The organism is Oscillibacter sp. (genome assembly GCF_031978065.1).
Classification (GTDB): domain Bacteria; phylum Bacillota; class Clostridia; order Oscillospirales; family Oscillospiraceae; genus Oscillibacter.
The window spans coordinates 1-17,320 of the sequence record NZ_DALZCH010000070.1 but is presented as its reverse complement, the minus strand read 5'-3'; the positions used below and the strand labels follow the sequence as shown (position 1 = coordinate 17,320).

At 49.5% G+C, this 17,320-nt stretch carries 22 protein-coding genes and 3 tRNA genes; 20 read left to right on the top strand and 5 right to left on the bottom strand.

Annotated features, from left to right (window positions below; genetic code table 11):
- On the bottom strand, positions 1-310 hold a 310-nt coding region (locus tag RTK01_RS11155), incomplete at its 3' end, for a hypothetical protein (protein ID WP_312281042.1).
- Positions 311-446: 136 nt separating this feature from the next.
- Positions 447-737: a hypothetical protein gene (locus tag RTK01_RS11150; protein ID WP_312281041.1), complete on the bottom strand. Its 291-nt coding sequence runs from the start codon at positions 735-737 to the stop codon at positions 447-449.
- Positions 738-1,038: 301 nt separating this feature from the next.
- Between RTK01_RS11150 and dinB the strand changes: the two genes are divergently transcribed.
- From dinB to RTK01_RS11130, 4 genes are read left to right on the top strand one after another with little or no spacing between them, the layout of a single operon-like run.
- Positions 1,039-2,283, top strand: a complete 1,245-nt coding sequence (dinB, locus tag RTK01_RS11145) for a DNA polymerase IV (RefSeq protein WP_312281040.1) — start codon at positions 1,039-1,041, stop codon at positions 2,281-2,283.
- An 8-nt stretch (positions 2,284-2,291) separates the two neighbouring features.
- Positions 2,292-2,528, top strand: coding sequence for a hypothetical protein (locus RTK01_RS11140; RefSeq protein WP_312281039.1), 237 nt, complete (start codon positions 2,292-2,294; stop codon positions 2,526-2,528).
- A 42-nt stretch (positions 2,529-2,570) separates the two neighbouring features.
- Positions 2,571-3,359, top strand: a complete 789-nt coding sequence (locus RTK01_RS11135; protein WP_312281038.1) for a Ku protein — start codon at positions 2,571-2,573, stop codon at positions 3,357-3,359.
- Positions 3,356-4,276: an RNA ligase family protein gene (locus RTK01_RS11130; protein WP_312281037.1), complete on the top strand. Its 921-nt coding sequence runs from the start codon at positions 3,356-3,358 to the stop codon at positions 4,274-4,276. Before RTK01_RS11135 ends, RTK01_RS11130 begins: the two co-directional genes overlap by 4 nt.
- Positions 4,277-4,493: 217 nt before the next feature.
- Here RTK01_RS11130 and RTK01_RS11125 read toward each other — a convergent pair.
- Positions 4,494-4,569: transfer RNA gene (locus RTK01_RS11125), tRNA-Pro, on the bottom strand.
- A gap of 234 nt (positions 4,570-4,803) precedes the next feature.
- On the opposite strand from RTK01_RS11125, the gene RTK01_RS11120 reads away from it, so the two are divergent.
- Together RTK01_RS11120 and RTK01_RS11115 are read left to right on the top strand one after the other, a co-directional pair.
- Positions 4,804-4,891 (top strand) — tRNA-Ser (locus tag RTK01_RS11120).
- Positions 4,892-4,930: 39 nt separating this feature from the next.
- Positions 4,931-5,021: transfer RNA gene (locus RTK01_RS11115), tRNA-Ser, on the top strand.
- 204 nt (positions 5,022-5,225) lie between these two features.
- Here the strand turns inward: RTK01_RS11115 and RTK01_RS11110 are convergent.
- Both RTK01_RS11110 and RTK01_RS11105 read right to left on the bottom strand, forming a co-directional pair.
- Positions 5,226-6,254 carry a tyrosine-type recombinase/integrase gene (locus RTK01_RS11110; RefSeq protein ID WP_312281036.1) on the bottom strand — a complete coding sequence of 343 codons (1,029 nt, stop codon included), beginning with the start codon at positions 6,252-6,254 and terminating at the stop codon, positions 5,226-5,228.
- A 2-nt stretch (positions 6,255-6,256) separates the two neighbouring features.
- Positions 6,257-6,793 carry a helix-turn-helix domain-containing protein gene (locus RTK01_RS11105; protein ID WP_312281035.1) on the bottom strand — a complete coding sequence of 179 codons (537 nt, stop codon included), beginning with the start codon at positions 6,791-6,793 and terminating at the stop codon, positions 6,257-6,259.
- 188 nt (positions 6,794-6,981) lie between these two features.
- On the opposite strand from RTK01_RS11105, the gene RTK01_RS11100 reads away from it, so the two are divergent.
- The 14 genes from RTK01_RS11100 to RTK01_RS16875 all read left to right on the top strand — a co-directional run.
- Complete coding sequence (locus tag RTK01_RS11100; protein WP_312281034.1) at positions 6,982-7,251, top strand: helix-turn-helix transcriptional regulator; 270 nt, start codon at positions 6,982-6,984, stop codon at positions 7,249-7,251.
- 331 nt (positions 7,252-7,582) lie between these two features.
- Positions 7,583-8,134: a hypothetical protein gene (locus RTK01_RS11095; RefSeq protein ID WP_312281033.1), complete on the top strand. Its 552-nt coding sequence runs from the start codon at positions 7,583-7,585 to the stop codon at positions 8,132-8,134.
- Entirely contained in the window at positions 8,131-8,910 is a 780-nt protein-coding gene (locus tag RTK01_RS11090; protein WP_312281032.1) for a hypothetical protein, read from the top strand. Before RTK01_RS11095 ends, RTK01_RS11090 begins: the two co-directional genes overlap by 4 nt.
- A gap of 121 nt (positions 8,911-9,031) precedes the next feature.
- A complete protein-coding gene (locus tag RTK01_RS11085; protein WP_312281031.1) occupies positions 9,032-9,778 on the top strand; it encodes a hypothetical protein in 747 nt (248 codons plus the stop codon).
- A 96-nt stretch (positions 9,779-9,874) separates the two neighbouring features.
- Positions 9,875-11,548, top strand: coding sequence for a hypothetical protein (locus RTK01_RS11080; RefSeq protein ID WP_312281030.1), 1,674 nt, complete (start codon positions 9,875-9,877; stop codon positions 11,546-11,548).
- Positions 11,549-11,572: 24 nt separating this feature from the next.
- Positions 11,573-11,923 (top strand): hypothetical protein, encoded by a 351-nt coding sequence (locus tag RTK01_RS11075; RefSeq protein WP_312281029.1) that lies wholly within the window; start codon positions 11,573-11,575, stop codon positions 11,921-11,923.
- Between the two features lie 22 nt (positions 11,924-11,945).
- A complete protein-coding gene (locus tag RTK01_RS11070; protein ID WP_312281028.1) occupies positions 11,946-12,857 on the top strand; it encodes a sigma-70 family RNA polymerase sigma factor in 912 nt (303 codons plus the stop codon).
- Between the two features lie 14 nt (positions 12,858-12,871).
- Positions 12,872-13,843, top strand: a complete 972-nt coding sequence (locus RTK01_RS11065; protein WP_312281027.1) for a ParB/RepB/Spo0J family partition protein — start codon at positions 12,872-12,874, stop codon at positions 13,841-13,843.
- Positions 13,840-14,745, top strand: coding sequence for a zinc ribbon domain-containing protein (locus RTK01_RS11060; RefSeq protein ID WP_312281026.1), 906 nt, complete (start codon positions 13,840-13,842; stop codon positions 14,743-14,745). Before RTK01_RS11065 ends, RTK01_RS11060 begins: the two co-directional genes overlap by 4 nt.
- Before the next feature lie 15 nt (positions 14,746-14,760).
- Positions 14,761-15,093 (top strand): hypothetical protein, encoded by a 333-nt coding sequence (locus RTK01_RS11055; RefSeq protein ID WP_312281025.1) that lies wholly within the window; start codon positions 14,761-14,763, stop codon positions 15,091-15,093.
- 13 nt (positions 15,094-15,106) lie between these two features.
- Positions 15,107-15,589 (top strand): hypothetical protein, encoded by a 483-nt coding sequence (locus RTK01_RS11050; protein WP_312281024.1) that lies wholly within the window; start codon positions 15,107-15,109, stop codon positions 15,587-15,589.
- 108 nt (positions 15,590-15,697) lie between these two features.
- Positions 15,698-16,507, top strand: coding sequence for a DNA adenine methylase (locus RTK01_RS11045; protein WP_312281023.1), 810 nt, complete (start codon positions 15,698-15,700; stop codon positions 16,505-16,507).
- A 383-nt stretch (positions 16,508-16,890) separates the two neighbouring features.
- Complete coding sequence (locus tag RTK01_RS11040) at positions 16,891-17,127, top strand: hypothetical protein (protein WP_312281022.1); 237 nt, start codon at positions 16,891-16,893, stop codon at positions 17,125-17,127.
- Between the two features lie 11 nt (positions 17,128-17,138).
- Positions 17,139-17,320 (top strand): pentapeptide repeat-containing protein (locus tag RTK01_RS16875; protein WP_397352737.1); only part of this gene is annotated, 182 nt, incomplete at its 3' end.

Genomic DNA, 17,320 nt, shown 5'->3' with positions numbered 1-17,320 from the left:
CATTGCGCGGAGAGCACCAAAGGCTCCCGTGCAGCACTTCGCTAACTGTGCGCCCATAATACGGATCGGTATTGCGAATTTGGATGCTGTCGCCGCATATGGAGGCAGTATGCCAGATAATGGAAAGCTCGTAATCTGGCAGCCCTGCAAGTTCGTCGGCCGATCTGAAGCGTGCGGACTTGGTTGGCGGGCAATCGTTGATATTCCACCCGCCCAGCCCGATTTCACCGGCAATGCGGCCGGAATACAATCCGTGATATACTGCTCGGATTGAGATATCATATTTGGCGGCATACTCTTTTACTGTCATAGGCTCCTTTCTCCCCGCCTTTAGCCGGGCGGGGGCGGCTATTCTGTTCGGTTTTCCGCGATGTCCCTTGCCGGGGCGGTTCGGCCTGTTCCCGACAGGACATCATCAGGCGGGACGGTGCTTATCCGCTCAGCGCTCAAAATTTATATTTCTGAATTTCCGAATGCATCTCACGGAGGCGGGCATTCATCTCTGGGGTGTAGCCGCCGATCCTTTCTGCTTCTACGTGTATATCATCTATACGGTTCTCAATACAGCTCATATAGTAGCTATCCAGTGCCGCTTTCTGGCTGTACAGGCCGCCGGTAGGCTCCTCAATATCGCTCGCATCGGATACGGAGTAAATCTTCCTGCCCTCGGCATCCGTTCCGCACCAGATTTGGATCTCGCTGCCCTTGTGCATTTTCTTCCTAATTACTTCCATCATAGCTATCTCCTTGAGCCGCCTCCCGGCTGTGCCGGTGAGGTCTTGCGCTCTCGTTTGTTTGCTGCTATTTATATTCTTACAATACTACTGTATCGTAGTATTGTCAATGCGTAATTAGGGTATTTACAGGAAAATTATGCACAAAAATAAAGGGCGGATTTGTGCAATATAAAGATTCCCCCGTAGGAGCCAGAGCGGTTCTTACGGGGGATTTTTTAATTTCTATGGCAGGGAAGGAAGTAATTACCGCTTGCATAATTAGAACTTCTGTTCTATATATTATAAGCAAGGGGGTGGTTGCATGGCACGTAACATTCTTCATATAGATCAGAATTGCTTTTATGCATCCGTGGAAATGCAGCGGCATCCGGAGCTGCGGGGCAGGCCCCTCGCGGTATGCGGAAATCAGGAGGAGCGGCATGGTATCGTACTGGCAGCAAATTATCTGGCGAAGCCCTTCGGCGTGAAAACGGGCATGGCCATCTGGCAGGCGAAGCAGAAATGCCCGAATTTAATTGTACTGGCCCCGGATATGGCGGAGTATATTCGGTTCAGCAAGATGGCGAGGGAGATTTATGCCGACTATACAGATCAGATTGAGCCGTTTGGATTGGATGAAGCGTGGCTCGACGTAACAGGCAGCGCGGTGATCGCCGGTGATGCCATGCACATCGCCCAAGAGATCAGCCGCCGCATTCAGTTTGAGCTAGGCCTCACCGTCAGCATCGGCGTGTCGGACAACAAGATTACCGCAAAGCTTGGCAGCGACTACAAAAAGCCCAACGCTATCACCAGAATTGAAAAGGATAACTACAAGGAAATTGTCTACCCTCTGCCAGTGGAGGATTTGTTATATGTGGGTCCGGCAACCAAAGAGAACCTGCGCCGCGCGGGGATTACCACCATCGGGGCGCTGGCCGAATCGCCAGTTGAATTCCTCCATCGCAGGCTGGGTAAAATGGGGGTTATTCTGCACACCTTTGCCAACGGACGGGACATTTCGCCCGTGCAGACCACAGAGTATGTCCCGACGATAAAGTCCGTGGGCAACAGCGCCACCACGCCGCGCGATCTGTGCAACAACGGCGACGTGCGCTTGATGCTTTTATTGCTGGCAGAAAGTGTCTGCGCCAGAATGCGGGAGCTGATGTCCCGCTGTACGGTGGTGGAGGTGTATGTCCGGGACACGGAATTGCGATCTTTTATCCGGCAATGCAAACTGCCAAGCCCTAGTTGCTCCAGCGCGGAGATGGCGGACGCGGCCTACGCTCTTTTTCTTGCAAACTACCATTGGGAGAAGCCTATACGCAGCATCGGCATTCGGGGAAGCGGGATTGTAGAAAATGGAATGTACGAACAGACCTCCCTTTTCCCCGACGAGCAGCGCCGAGAGAGGTGGGAACGCATTGATAAGGCGGTGGATGATATTCGGCATCGGTATGGATATATGAGCCTGCAACGTGCACTAATCTACACCGATCCGCTTTTAGGAAGTATCAACCCCAAGGATGATCATACTATTCATCCTGTCGGATATTTTGCATGAGGTAAAGTATGAAAAAGGTATATGTGCCTGTAACCGTTAGATTTGATACCGAAGGGAAACTGCGGCCATTGGAAATCGAATTCGACCCCGCGCACCGATACACCATTGACAAGATACTGGATGTGCGGCGGGCTGCTTGTGAGAGCGTGGGCGGTGTTGGAGATCGGTACACCTGCCTGATACGCGGGCAAGAGCGCTATCTTTGGATGGAGAAAGGAAGATGGTTTGTGGCTGCAAAGGAATAAAAAAATCTGCCGCACAAATCCTACTCATGAGGTGATATATATATGGCAGTATCTGCAAAAACCGTAATTTCCTTTGGACTCGTTGCCATTCCTGTGGCTCTCTACACGGCTACGCAGGATAACGACATTCATTTTAATCAATTGCACAAAGAGGATAATTCGAGGATTCGCTACAAAAAAACATGCTCCCATTGTGGAAAGGAAATAGGCTCCAATGATATTATCAGAGGATACGAATACGATAAAGATCATTATGTGGTTGTGTCAGATGATGAACTTGAAAAAATCAAAACCGAAAAGGATAAGTCTATTCAAATTTTGCACTTTGCCCAGTTGAATCAAATTCCGCCGATCTATTATGAGAAGACCTATCAGGCCGTTCCAGAGGCTGGAGGAGAGAAAGCGTTTGAATTGCTCCGCGCCGCCCTCATGGCAGAGCAGAAAATTGCCATTGGTAAAACCGTTATGGGGACTAAGGACACCCTTATGGCTATTATTCCCCGTAAGGATGGAATGCTGATCGCCACCATGTTTTTCGCCGATGAAGTGAAGGACCTTCCCAAAAGCTACAATAAGCCCGAGCCGATAGAAGCAGAATTGAACATGGCAAAAATGCTGATTTCTTCTATGGATACGCCTTTTAAGCCAGAAGAATATAAGGACGAATTTCAGGTGAAGCTCCGGGAACTGCTGGAAACAAAGATAGCCGGGAAAGAAATTGTTGCCGCAGCGCCCGAGGAGCACGGGAATGTCATTGATCTCATGGAAGCCCTCAAAGCAAGTGTTAATCAGCAGAAAAAGCCAGTTAAGAGCAAAAAGAAGGGCGCATGATTGATCTATTTGAGCAAAAAGGCATTCACCCCATGCTGATATCCGAGATGCAAGAGCCGTTTGACGATCCAAATTTTATCTATGAACTAAAGCTTGATGGGGAGCGGTGCGTAGCTTATCTGGATGGTAATGGCACGGTCCTGCAAAATAAACGTGCGCTCAAACTTAATGCTCGTTTCCCGGAACTGATCGCTATCCACAAAGCTGCAAAAGTTAAATGCATCCTCGACGGGGAATTAGCCATTCTCGTGGATGGAAAACCGGATTTTTCACAGGTACAGCGGCGCTCATTGTTATCTAATCATTTTAAGATACAGGTTGCAATGCAATCCTACCCGGCTTGTTTTACAGCATTCGATATCCTTTATTATCAAGATCATGCCGTAATGGATCGCCCGTTGGAAGAAAGGAAAGTTTTACTAGGAAAGGCGGTATCGGAGAACGGGACGTTGGCTCTATCCAGATATATAGAGCAAGCGGGGACTACCCTTTATGATCTCGCGGCCCAACAAGGGCTTGAGGGCGTTGTTGCGAAGCGCAAGGGAAGCCTTTACTATCCCGGCAAGCGGACAAAGGATTGGATAAAGTTTAAAAATCTCAAAGACGATGATTTTGTAGTCTGCGGGTTTATCGAAAAAAGCGGCGGCGTAGTCAGTATCGTGCTGGGACAGTACGATGGAGACCAACTAATTTATAAAGGCCATGTAACGTTGGGGGTATCTAAGCAAGCCTATCAGATTATCTCAAGTATCCCCATATCCAAAGCCCTGTTTGCAGATAGCGAGGAAACAGTATGGATTAGCCCCGTACTAGTGTGTACGGTAAAATATATGGAGAAAACTGCATCCGGGATGCTCCGACAACCTGTATTTAAGGGGCTACGGGATGATAAAACTCCGAAAGACTGCCGAGTTTAATTCTTTTTCTGCTCCCCCGTAGGGACCGGTTGGCTCTCACGAGGAATCCCATTTCCAAAACCGTGTCTATTTCTACGATTTCGTGCATAAATGAAAGTCTGCAATAACACTGCAATAGGAATCTATTTCTCCAAACTTTGCGTCACAAAAACAAAAGTTCAAGAAAATATAAAAATCGCCAAGTCCACTGTGCTACAATGGATTTGGCGATTTTCTTTGGTCCGAGTGGCGAGACTTGAACTCACGACCCCTTGACCCCCAGTCAAGTGCGCTACCAACTGCGCTACACCCGGATACACTTGCTGCAAATCAGCTTACTTAGAATAGCATAGCATTGAAAAATTTGCAAGCGTTTTTTTAAAGTTTTTGCAAAAATTTACTGCCCTCTCTCTGCCGCTTTTGCCGCGCCCGATTCAGGTGCTGTCATAAAGTGAGCCACATGCCGTTGCAGGGCAGAATCCTGTTGACAAACTTCTGACAGATGTGCTATGATATTCAGGTCTTCCGGAAAAAGTTGCTTTTCTGATGGAGAGATGTCCGAGCGGTTGAAGGAACCGGTCTTGAAAACCGGCGACACGCAAGTGTCCGTGGGTTCGAATCCCACTCTCTCCGCCACATTTTTTTTCCATAAACGAAGGATACAATTTGACAGATGGAGAAGTACCCAAGAGGCCGAAGGGGCTCCCCTGCTAAGGGAGTAGGCGGGTTAAACCGCGCGAGAGTTCGAATCTCTCCTTCTCCGCCAAAAAGTGCCTATAAATCGCAATGAATTGCGATTTATAGGCACTTTTTATATGTTAATTCTGTTTGTTTTGATATGCAAGCAAACTATAAAAGTTCCGTAAAATTCCACCAAGGAACATAAAACTCCGCTGTGTAGTGTACAGGGTAGTGTACATCAGTAGTGTACAAAAAATCCCCGAGAAGCATTTGCTCCTCGGGGATTTCTCTATTTAGTAGCTTTTCCTTTATCAAGACTGTTAATTGCATGATGCGCAGAAGCCATGTCTGGATGAATATAGCGTTGAGTTGTACTGAATTTCGTGTGCCTCATGACCTCTTGAATAACAGAAGGCGCGATATTACCGAGTGCTAAAGCAGTTGCAGTTGTGTGTCGGCATGAATACGGTGGCAAATCTCTCACCCCCGCCAGTTTTAATGTGTCGTGGTATTTGGTATAGAACTTGTCCCTATTCATGCATAGCACATTTCCCACACGGCTTTGAGACTGTTGACACAAGTCCAGGAGTAACGGCGCGATAACCTCGGAGAATACAATTGGCGTTTCCTTCCGTTTTTTGGTCTTGAGACCGCAACCTTTAATCTCGTATGTGTCCCAATTAATCATATCTTTCTTCAATTGGAATAGTTCACCCGGCATCATCCCGGTATAAATCATCAAAAGAATGAAGCCAACAAAGTACTCCCCTTTTCCGTAGATATCCCACAACTTGTGCAATTCAATTTCACTGAATGGCTGCAATTCTTTTTCATCAAGTGGCGGCAGATTAATAAAATCCGCCAGATTTGTGTGAATCCACTCCTCCGCTATGCCCATTCGGTATAAGTGTGAAAGCCGTGTTTTACAGTCTTTAGCTGTGTAGTATGTTGCAGCTTTTATGTCCACCTCTGCCTGTAGCTCTTTAATTGTTAACTTATCAATTGGGCGAAACATAATAGCTTCCATTTTTGCTTTTGCGATCTTATATGCGGTTTGCTTTGATTTGCCTAACTTCGGAAGTTCATTATTCTTCCATGTTTCCCAATATGAATAGAGACTTGGAGCCTGTCCGTTACTGTCAGATGTTGGTTGAGCAGCAAAGGCCAACGCCTCCGTCTTTGTACGAAAGCCGCCTTTTGTTCTGCGGATCTGCCGCACTTTGTCGTCTTCGAGAACTGTTCCAATTGTCCAGATTGCTGTCCAAGTAGTACCTCTCTTACGTGCAGTGCCAGCTCCGTTGCCTCGTTTATGTGTCATTTTTAGATCTGACCCCCTACATGTTTATCCTCCTCTGTCTTAGCTAAGAAGTCAGCGTATTGCTTAAGTTGCTGACACGCATCTGCGGGTAACCCATATAAGTGCTGGCTGATGCTGGCCAATGCATATAAGCCTGACATATCTTGTGTATAATTTAAACGGCAGATATTTCGCATTATCTCTATAATGATTTCATACGTTGTACTCGATTTACATATGGCCTTTACAAGTACACAACCTTTCTTGGGATCAGCAATTATGTCCTCTGAAAGTGCTAGAAAAGCATTAAAAACAATATTATGCTCAAACTCTAGATCGTTTTGTGATGGAGGCTCTCTATCATACCAACCCATAAGTTTTGCAGGCGTTGTATCGAGTGCTCTGGCTAAAGGTTCAAGAACATTTACAGGTAAATTCTCAATATCATTACTCTCATATCGATAAATAGTTGCCCTGTTCTTTCCGAGTGCTCGAGCTAATTCACTTACACTCAAACCTAACTCTTTTCTTCTTTGCTTAATGCGGTCACCAGTTGTCATAGCTTATAACCACCTCGCTTTTTAGCATTCATAATACTAGCACGAGCTTCGCAATAATGCAACATTAAAATACGCTTGGAAAACAGAATTCGCACAACGTGAGAATTATTGTTGACAAATGCAAAACTTGCTACTATAATGACCTTGTCGCATGAGACGCGACATCTGACAATAGGAGATGACGATTAATGGTAAGCATTAACAAGCTTCGTGGAAAAATTGTAGAGTGTGGACTAACAATTGAAAATCTAGCGGATATGATGGGTATTAACCGAAGCACTTTGTATCGAAGGCTTAATACGGGCGGTGAAAACATCAGTATTAAAGAGGCGAATCAACTCAAAGAGATACTTCAACTCACTCCTGTAGAAGCAAATAATATTTTTTTTAATTCGAATGTCGCATCAAACGCGACACGTTGCGAGGTGGACAATACGCATGACTTTAACCGATATTGAAGTGGTTTCTTCTGAAACCCTTACACCTAATCAAGTTGCGCCTATTCTCCGCTGCCGTCCACAAATGATTAGGCTTCAGGCCCGAGAGCGGCCAGAGGCTCTTGGATTCTCCGTGATAGTAGTTGGTACACGCGTTAAAATTCCAAAGCAAGCCTTTTTAGCTTATATGCGAGGCTCAGAAAACGGCTGAGGCAAGCGCCAATTGCACCTTGAAAAGTCCATACAGGTACGCATACATAAGCACGGCTATTAAAGATATTACCAGAAAACCAGCAAAAGTAATAGTTTAATGGAAAAAAGTTTTTACGAGAGAGGAAAGAGGTGATACGGCGTGGGAAGCAATGATGCGATTATTGAAGAGATTATTCGGAGCTATCCGACGCTGGCGGAGAAAATGCGCAGCCTAAGATATTCGATCAGCTGCAGCCACGGCAAGGACCCAACGGCAAGCGCGGCCTCGGTCGAACTGCCAGCAGAGGAGCGGCGACGCTATCAGGCCATCAACTCATCCATCAGGCACACGATACAGGCTTATGAAGATGGTCAAAGGCGGATGAAGATTATCAGATCCATTTACTGGAGCATTGAATATGGTTCCGACGCCTTAAAAGAGGTTTCCGCTTTAGAGGCCCGTGAGTTTCAACAGGACTTTATTCAGGCTGTGTCACAGCGGATGGGAATGAACGACTGCACCGGGTGCATCTATTGGCGAAAGCTGTTTGGCGCAGGGGGTGTTGATATTCCCGCCTGTATGTACTGTTACGACACCGGCAGGCTGCGCGTTCATGACGGCGCTCAATGCTATTCCAAATGCCTGAAGGATGAGCCTGAAGAAGACGAACTAGACTTACGCCGAATACGGGCGTATGAGGTGCTTGCATGAACATGATTTGTAATGAAGATTGTCTGCACTGTCTCTATGAAGACTGCATTTTAGATAAAGTTACCCACGCTGCCTATCGTGATCTTAAAAAAGTTGAGAAGACAACTATTCTTTCTAAAAAGGAATACGATAAAGCGCAGTATCAAAAACTTTATTATCAGGCCAACCGCAGAAGGATACTTGAAACTCAGAAACAATACTATCAAGCAAACCGAGAAAAAATAAAGGCCTATGCTGCCAAATATCGCAAGCTCCATAGAGGAAAAGTTGCCGCAAAGGATGCTGCTTATCGAGAGCAGCATCGTGAAGAGCTTTATTCCAAGAGTGCTGACTACTATGAAAAGAATCGTAAGGAGCTTGCTGTTAAGCACGCTGCCTACAAAGAGCAGCATCGCGAAGAGCTTGCTGCAAAGAAGGCAATCTATCGTAAGCAACACCAGAGTGAAATTGCCTCCATGCTGGCTGCTTATTATCAGACACATAGCGCAGAACTACTTTCTTATCAAGCAGCTTACAGAGAATTACACAAAGAGGAAGTTTCCCAATATCATGCAGCATGGTATACGGCACACAAAGAAGAAGCCCGGGCAAAGAGTGCTGTTTACCAAAAACAAAACCGAGAAAAAATTGCCGCGAAGGACGCCACATATTATCAGGCTCACAAGGATGAAATCAACGCCAAGCAGCGTGAACTTCGCCGCCTGAAAAAAGAACAGGCGGCAGCGGAATCCACGCAGCTTGCTAAGCCGGATAGCGGCATGGTTAATTCTGATTGACAGCAATATGTATCAGCGGAAACACTTGCTACTCTTAGAATAAAGCTTGTGCCGTTGCAAAACCCCATGGATTGTGATACTTTAGAGGAAAATAAAACCAACTGACAGGAGGTTGTTTGAAATGAACGGAGCTTTGAAAAGAAACTGGAAGCCCATCACCGCGTTTGCGCTGGCGCTCTCTGCGGTGGGCGCGCTGGCCTACTATGTCAACTTCATCTACATCCCCGGCAAGCAGGAGGAACGAGCTGCGGAACTTACTGCCGCCCAGGCGCAGGCAGTTCCCGATACGCCGAAGGATTATAATTTCACCATTGACACTTCCAACCCTGCCTCTATTTCCAAGACCACGCCCGGCACCAACTCTGTTGATGACAGTATCAAGGTCACAACGGACGCAGACGGCAACGTTACCGTTGACCGCACATGGAACGCCGATCCAGACGAGCTGGACACCACCACGGCGGCACCCGGCACACCCACGGCCAACATCGGCAGCGGGGGCGGGAAGATTACCGGCACGGACGGGGCCTATCACGGGGAGCAGCCGAGCACCACGACGCCCATCACCGGCACAGATAGCACGAAACCCTCAACCGGCGACACCACCACGAAGCCTTCCACCGGCGATAAGGCTACCACACCGCCTTCCGACAGCTCTACCACTAAGCCTTCGGACGGCTCCACTAAACCTAGCACACCGTCTAAGCCCGGTAGCTCCACTCCTAAAGATGGAGATATCCGAACGGTTGACGGCAAAGAGCAGGAATACGTTGATGGCTTTGGTTGGGTGGATGTTGGTAGCGGTGGCCAAACAGATTACATTGAAATGGGTCCCGATACCGGAAACTACGTTGGCGAAATGGGCTGAGATACGCCCTGGGCGGAAAGCAAAACTGAACAGTAAACGAAACTCCTTGCGTACCAATGGACGCAGGGGGTTTTCTTTTTTGAAAGGGTGAGATATTTGCAAAGAAATCGGTTTTTAGCGGGGCTGCTGGCGGCGGTCCTGGCATTGTCTTTAACCATGCCGGTACTGGCTGACCCCATTGGAGACGGAAACATTGACGGCGGCGGCGGAAGCGGTGACGGCGGCGGTGGAATGGGCGAAGGCAGCAAGCAGAATTACTGGAACAACGAGGACGGCTGCCGCATCACCGTTCTGAAAAATGGCCAAAAGGTTTACCAGATGGACTGGAGCAACAAGCCAGAAGCAGCCAGTGTTAGGCGTTCATTTGTGCCAAGAAATAAGCTGGATTATTTACATGGCACGTCGCTTAACATTATTGTGAACCAATACACCAGCACCGTCCTTCCTAAAGAACGAGAGATACCTACCATTGTTGGCGGTGCAGGCGGCAATAACATTGACGCAATTCGCCGATATTTTACGGAGGAAAATTGTATCCGGGCCATTGCCGGAGGTATCGGCGTTCCCTACGAAGACCTGATAGGCGGCGAATACAAGCTTCTTCTGGAGCCAATCGCCTATTTCGTGTTCAAGGGCGTCAAGTGGGCCATGACGGCAACTGAAGCCGCCATGTACGACGTGCAGATTGAGGGCCAGCTCCGGGCGTGGATGAAGTCCCTGACACATCAGAACCTGCCGCTTTCCATGTTCCTTGAGAAGTCGGACGCGGAGCTGCACCTGGACAAGTGGTCGGGCGCAAAGTCCGGCAAGCAGACCAACGCCGATATTATTCGCTACTTAGGAATGGGCATTGTCTCTTTCAAGGCCGCGCCGCCGCCCGTGACGCCCGGTGAGTACGATTATGAATTTCACACGGATACGGACGTAATTATTAGCTTCCAGTTATCCTCCAACAAGGAAATTGCCCCGGATGATAATGCCTATGCGGTGATGTCAGTCGGAGGGAAGACCTACCGCAAAAGCTTTATCTGCCCGGAAGGCGGCTCGCAGCTTGTTTGGATGCAATGGCACACGCCCAGCACGCCGCAGACCCTGACCGCCACCGCCTTTGGCGGGGATTCCTCCGTGACGCTGCGCATCAATGTGACGGAGCTGGAGGAAAACATACCCCCGGACCCCACCTATAACGACCGGAACAACGGCTTCACGCTGCCGGAGGTCCCGGACTATGGCAGCAACCTGAGCACCACATGGGGCGAGTGGTACGCCGAGGAATTTTTCGGCGTCTGGAAGTGGAAGTATGTGACCTATGGCGCGTCGCTGGTGATTCATGATTCGTCCCTAAATCCGGACCAGCGCTGCAAGACGTCCTACCGTATGGGAAACGGCCAGACCACTATGAAATCCGGCTATGCGGTGGAGATTAGCGTTGACCCGATGGTGCAGCATGGCTCGGGCGTGTCCAGCTATGATGTAACGCAAATTCAAAACGCTGTGGCCACCTTCCCGGAGTTTGGATATGAAGAATATAACCGGCTGCTGGAAAAGACGGACGTGCGGCGCTGGGCGTTCAAGAAAAGCCCGTTTTCTTACTACTCCAACCGGATTCATTACACGCCCATCTGGTATCCGGACAATATGGACTACACCGTGCCGGTGCGCGTGCTGGATGCATGGACCCCTGGTGGACAGCTCTACACCACCGTTAATAAATCGCTCTACATCTTTGATGATGTAATAAATGATCGGTATATCCATGTGACCAACTGAACATGAAGAAAGGAACCTCAAGCTATGAACAATACAAAAGCTGTAAAGCAAAATGCCAGTACAGGAAATCCCCCTCAAAAGACCACGTTCCTTGGAATGGACGTTAGTTTGTTTGCTGGCGCAGCGCTCACAATTTTGGCCGTAATGACTTTGGCGTATCCCTTTGCCCTGTATTACCTGGTCTATCCCTTTATTTATTCCCTTGCGCGAGATGGGTTTACTCCCTCCTGCCTGCCTGTTATGGCCTCTGTGGGGGTGTGGTTCTTTCCTCTCTTCTGGTTTGAATACTGGTTCCTGGGCAAGCGCCGCCGGATGCAGGAGGCGCAGGCGGAGCTGGAGCGGCAGCGGGAGAAACCCCAACCCCCGCAGCCGTGAGGCTGACTGACCGCGAAAGATTATGAGAGAAGAAAAAAACAGAGCCACGACCCTGCCGGACTATCGCAAATACGGCGGAATGTCACCGGACAGGGAGCAGGTGTTGCTTCGGGCAATTCGGATCGGGCGCGAAGCGAAGGAGCAGCTTCAGCAGCACACGGTGCGCATTGAGGATATTGCCGACGCGCAGCGTGCCGTAGTCGCCGGTGAGCAGAGCCGGGAGGAGTTGGCAGAATCCTATCTTCCGCTGCTGGCCATTATTGCAAGGCGATACAGCTATGGCGGCAGCATTTCCACAGAAGACCTGATACAGGAAGAAGCGTTCGGGCTGCTGGAGGCAATTGACGTATGCAGCAAACAAAGAGAACTGAATTTGGCTGCTGTCATTACCGTAAAAGCCAAGAATGCAGTGCATCGCATGATTGAGCAAAAACGAGTTTTGCGGTTCCCTTCGACGACGGCCCGCGCCATTCGTAAAGTAAACTACGTCTCAGAATGTCTTACAAAGGAATCCGGACGCGACCCAAAGCCGGAAGAAATTGCGGAAGAAATGACCATCCCCCCGGCCATTGTCCGGAAGCTCCTAATCTACATTCGGACTTCCAGTGCAACATCTTTAGATGCCCCGCTTTCAGATGACGTAGACAGCTCCACCTTAGGCGAGGTGTATCAAACGGACGAACCAACGCCGCAGGAGCTTCTGGAGCAGGAAGACCTTTGCACACAGGTTCGGACTGTACTGAAGACACTGGAGCCGTTGGAAGAAAGCACAATCCGCCTGCGCTTCGGTTTCGTGGGCGGGGAGGTCTACACCGCCGAGGAAACGGCGGAAGAGCTGCTGCTCCCTCTGGACGAGGAGCAGCGAATGGAAATTAAGGCGCTACGCAAGCTGCGCCACCCCAGCAGAAGTTCCTTTCTGCGGGACTATTTATGAGAAGGAGAAAGAACATGGGAAATAAGAGCAATGACGCATTGGACAGGCTGTTTGCCGGGACGCCGTACTTTCCCGGACAGGAATCCCCCACGGAACCCACCACGGAAACCGTTCAGCAGCCCGTAGCCGGTGACGCGCTGGTAGAGCTACCAATTAACCTGCTGCGGGATTTTGCAACCGGCATGGAGAAGCAACCTTTCCGCCCGTACTCCCAGGAGGATTTGGAAGCGCTGCGGAAGGACATTATTAACCACGGCATCATCCAGCCACTGATTGTGCGCCCCTTGGGCAATCACCAATATGAGATCATTGCCGGACATAACCGGCGCATAGCAGCCCGTGCAGCGGGGTATACGGTGGTTCCCTGTCTGGTGCGGAATCTGAGCGACGATGAAGCCATCATGCAGATGATTTCCACCAACCTTCAGCAGCGGAAGAACCTGTTGCCCTCTGAAAAAGCGTTTGCCTATAAGATGCAACTGGCGGCTATGAATCGTCAGGGAATGCGGACGGATTTAACCTCATCGCAGCTTGCGACAAAGTCCGAAAGAATAGATTCCGCTTCGCTTATTGGAGACAACAGCGGAGAGAGCAGAGACACTGTATTCCGCTATATTCGCCTGACGTACTTAACACCGGAGCTGCTTCAGGCTGTGGATGAAAAGAAGCTGGGGCTGACCATCGGCGCGACCCTTTCTTTCCTCTTTCCTGAAAATCGGCAGATTGTGGAAAACTTTTGCTTTCAGGAGCGCAGCGTGTACATTTCTCAGGAGTTGGCCGACCGGCTGCGGGAAGCGGAATCTGGCGGCGCAGAGTTTACGCCGGAAATGCTGGAAGAGCTGGTGCAGCCCAGGGGGAAGAATTTGCGGAAGGTGACGCTGCCCTATAAGACCGTGCGGCGTTACTTTTCGGAGGAAACCACCCAGGAGGAAATTGAAACCACCATCCAGCAGGCGCTGAAGCTCTATTTTGAGAGGAAAAAATGAGGAATTTAACTTACGAAGAATACACGGCGTTTCTTGCTGCGGGGGTATGCGCTCCGGTCGCAGCCTTTTTCCTGCTTTTCTTGATCGCTAATATAGTTGGTTTTCTGAAAGAGCATTGGGAAAAGGCGCGGCGCTATATTGTCTTTCTAATCATCAATTTGCCTTTTGTAGCAATTACTTGGGTCTCTGTAGGTCGTCTTCTTGAGCATATGGCAAGCGAAAATATCAGCGAAATTATCTCTATCGTAATGCAGCTTATCCTCATTGTAGTGCTCCTGCTATACGCCAATATAGAAGGCAAAAATATTTTAAACGAAATGCGGCACAGAAATGACAAAACAACCTGCCCGGACACTGCCAGCGTCTTCGGTCAGAGCAGCCTTACCCCAAAAGCGGAGCAGCGCAATTATCTAGAGGAGCCGATCAGCGATTTCCCGTGGCTGAGGGTGTACACGGAAGAAGAGAACCGGCGTGGCCTGCTGGCGCTGCGAGAGCTTGCCCGTCGGATCAGAAGCAAACGAGGTTATTGCTGCGGCTACCTGTCCCACATTTTCACGGCGGAAAGAGCGCTGGGCATGGGACAATACAGCCTTGCCTGTCATGAGTTGCTTGACGTGGTGCATTTTAGTCAGGCTCCAGAGGTTACGGCGCTTATCTATAAAATGCTGGAGCATTATTTGGACGAGGTAACGCCCATGGAGCAGGCGGCAAAAAGAAAGTGTTGCCCTCATTGCGGAAACCAATGTCAGGATGAAGACCGTTACTGCCACATCTGCGGCGAACGGTTGTTTAAAAGGTTTTCTGAGCTGTCAGAAAAGGATCAGGCCAAAGTTTCAGCGCAGATAGAGTGCTGCATTGATGCGTATCTGGTGGACAAGGACGAGGCTGAACAGCGCGAATAAAACTATGGAGGGAATATGATCGTTTGTCTTTTTGCATTAGGTCTGGCACTTCTCATTGTTGGCAATTTTGTTATATGGAAGCAGAAAACAATAACCAGGATAACCGTCGAACCCGCCTCTCTTCGCCTTAACTTTGAGAAGGGCAAAAACAAAATATCGGTATATTGGCAGGAAGCCGAGACAGGAGTTTTAGGCTACGGCGAATTTGAAGTAGGAATGCTTGCGGTACATCAGACTGGTAGTGCTGAAGATATGACCACGATTCAAATTCAAAAGAACGGTTTCCATGAAGTTACCTCAGTAAACATCTACACACCCGAGGGAATCACGTTTAATACTGAAAATTGAGGAGGACATGAACATGACACAGGCTCAAAATTATCTGAAGCTGGAATCCTTGCTCCACGCGACACAAGCAAAAGATTCATCCTATCAGGCGGCGCTGTACCTGCTCTCCACCGATGCGGAGCTAACGGACACCGCAGCCAAGTACATCGACAGCGACGGCATTGACTTTACCAGAATCAAGCGTTCCACGCAGGGCTTTGATGAACGCACTCAGCAGCTCATCGACGTGGCCCACAATCTCTTTTCGTGGAACAGTGCTTGCACGGTGACCCCCTTCGACCTCTCCCGGTTGGGCTATCCCATGCTGGATCAGGTCTGCAAGGCACTCTACATCTCCACCGGGCAGGTCAAGGTGCAGATTCAGGAGCGGGATACGCCTCAGCCCCGCATGGAGCTGGATGACAGCTCATATCAGCAAAGCATTCGGTTTGCCAAAGCAATTGAGCGGATGCAAGCGGGAATGTCACGGGAGCCGGAAGCTGAACCGGAGCTGTAAAGTTTTTTCTCTCTCTTGCCATTTCCGCAGATTCCCCGGCCAGAGACACAGGACGGCGGCCTTTTTGCGTTTAGCGGCAAATTTTGCAAGAAAGGAACGAAGGAGGGTATGAATCCAATTCTAAAATATCCCGGTGCAAAATGGCGGCTGGCACCGTGGATATCTCAGTACATTCCGCTCCACGAAAGCTATCTGGAGCCGTACTTCGGCAGTGGGGCGGTGTTTTTCAACAAATCTAAAAGCCGTATTGAGACGATCAACGATGTTGACGGCGCGATTGTTCAGTTTTTCCGCTGCTGCAGGGAGCATCCCGTGGAGCTGGCTAATGCAATCCGCATGACCCCGTGGGCGCGCACTGAATTTATGGAAGCTTCTTTTCTCCCTGATTCGACAGATGGTATTGAGCAGGCTCGGCAGTTTGCTATCTGCTGCTGGATGGCCTTTGGTGCCCGGACTGAGGGCAAAAAGAGCTTTCGTGCCACCACCGGCGCACGGAAAGACGGAGGCCCGGACAATCCCAAGCTTTGGAACCGGTTACCGGAGGTTGTGATGCAGGCAGCGGAGCGCCTAAAAGATGCGCAGATTGAAAATCGTCCCGCGCTGGAGCTGATTCACGCCTATAACGGCAAGGACGTGCTCATTTACGCGGACCCTCCTTACCCCAAAGCCACGCGAACCATGAACGGCAACCAGTACCGTAATGAAATGAGCGACGCGGATCATCAGGAACTACTGCAAGCACTGCTGCATCATTCCGGCCCCGTACTACTGTCTGGATACGACAACGGCATGTACCGGGACGCTCTTGCCGGTTGGACGGTTGTTCAAAAGCACACGACCGCCGAGCGAGGAGCAAAACGCACGGAATGTCTGTGGCTCAATCAGGAGGCTGTAGAAAGGTTAAAAAGTACGGCTTGAGAAACAACATTGGAAAAGATTTAGAGCCGACAATGGAGCAGACCATAACGAAGCTGTAAAGTTTTTTTCCTCTCTTACCGTTCCCGCTGATTCCCCGGCCAGAGACGGAGGACAAGGCCAAATCCGCATGCGCTTGCGGATTTGGGAGCTACCGTTGACTGTCTGGCTAGGGACGAAGGACGAGAGACGAGGGACGGGGGACGGGGGCCTTTCCGCCCCGTAGGAGGCGGAAACCTGTCCAAAACCGCGAAGCGTTTTGGAAAGGCAGGATAAGGCGTGTTACACACGCCGTTCAACAGCTTGAGGGCAAAGCCCTCAACGTGTGTTACACACACCTTTTTTGTAACACAAAGAGAACACAAAGTTTGAAAGGGGCTATTTTTATGAAAAAGCCGCTATTTGCAAAGTTCTTTACTGCACCGACAGCAGAGGAAACCACAGAAAGGATCAATGCGCAGACGTTTACCGCGCAAAAGCTCGGAGAGGTTTTGGCGCAGCATGAAAAATGGCTGCTGGATGAGGACGGCGGGCAGCAGGCGAATATGAGCAATGCAAATCTCTCGGGTATAGACCTGAAATACGCCCAATTGGAAGTTTCGGATTTAGGAAAGCCAATCTGACTGATGCAAATTTGGAACGTGCTTCACTGGAGAACGCTTACTTGTGTGAGGCAACTTTGACCGGCGCAAATTTAGAATACACTAATTTGCGTGATGCGAACCTGAGCGGGGCGGATCTGTCTGGAGCACACCTGTCTGTGACTACGTTATGCGGGGCGCAGCTGGAAGCTGTGGATTTACGTGATGCAGACCT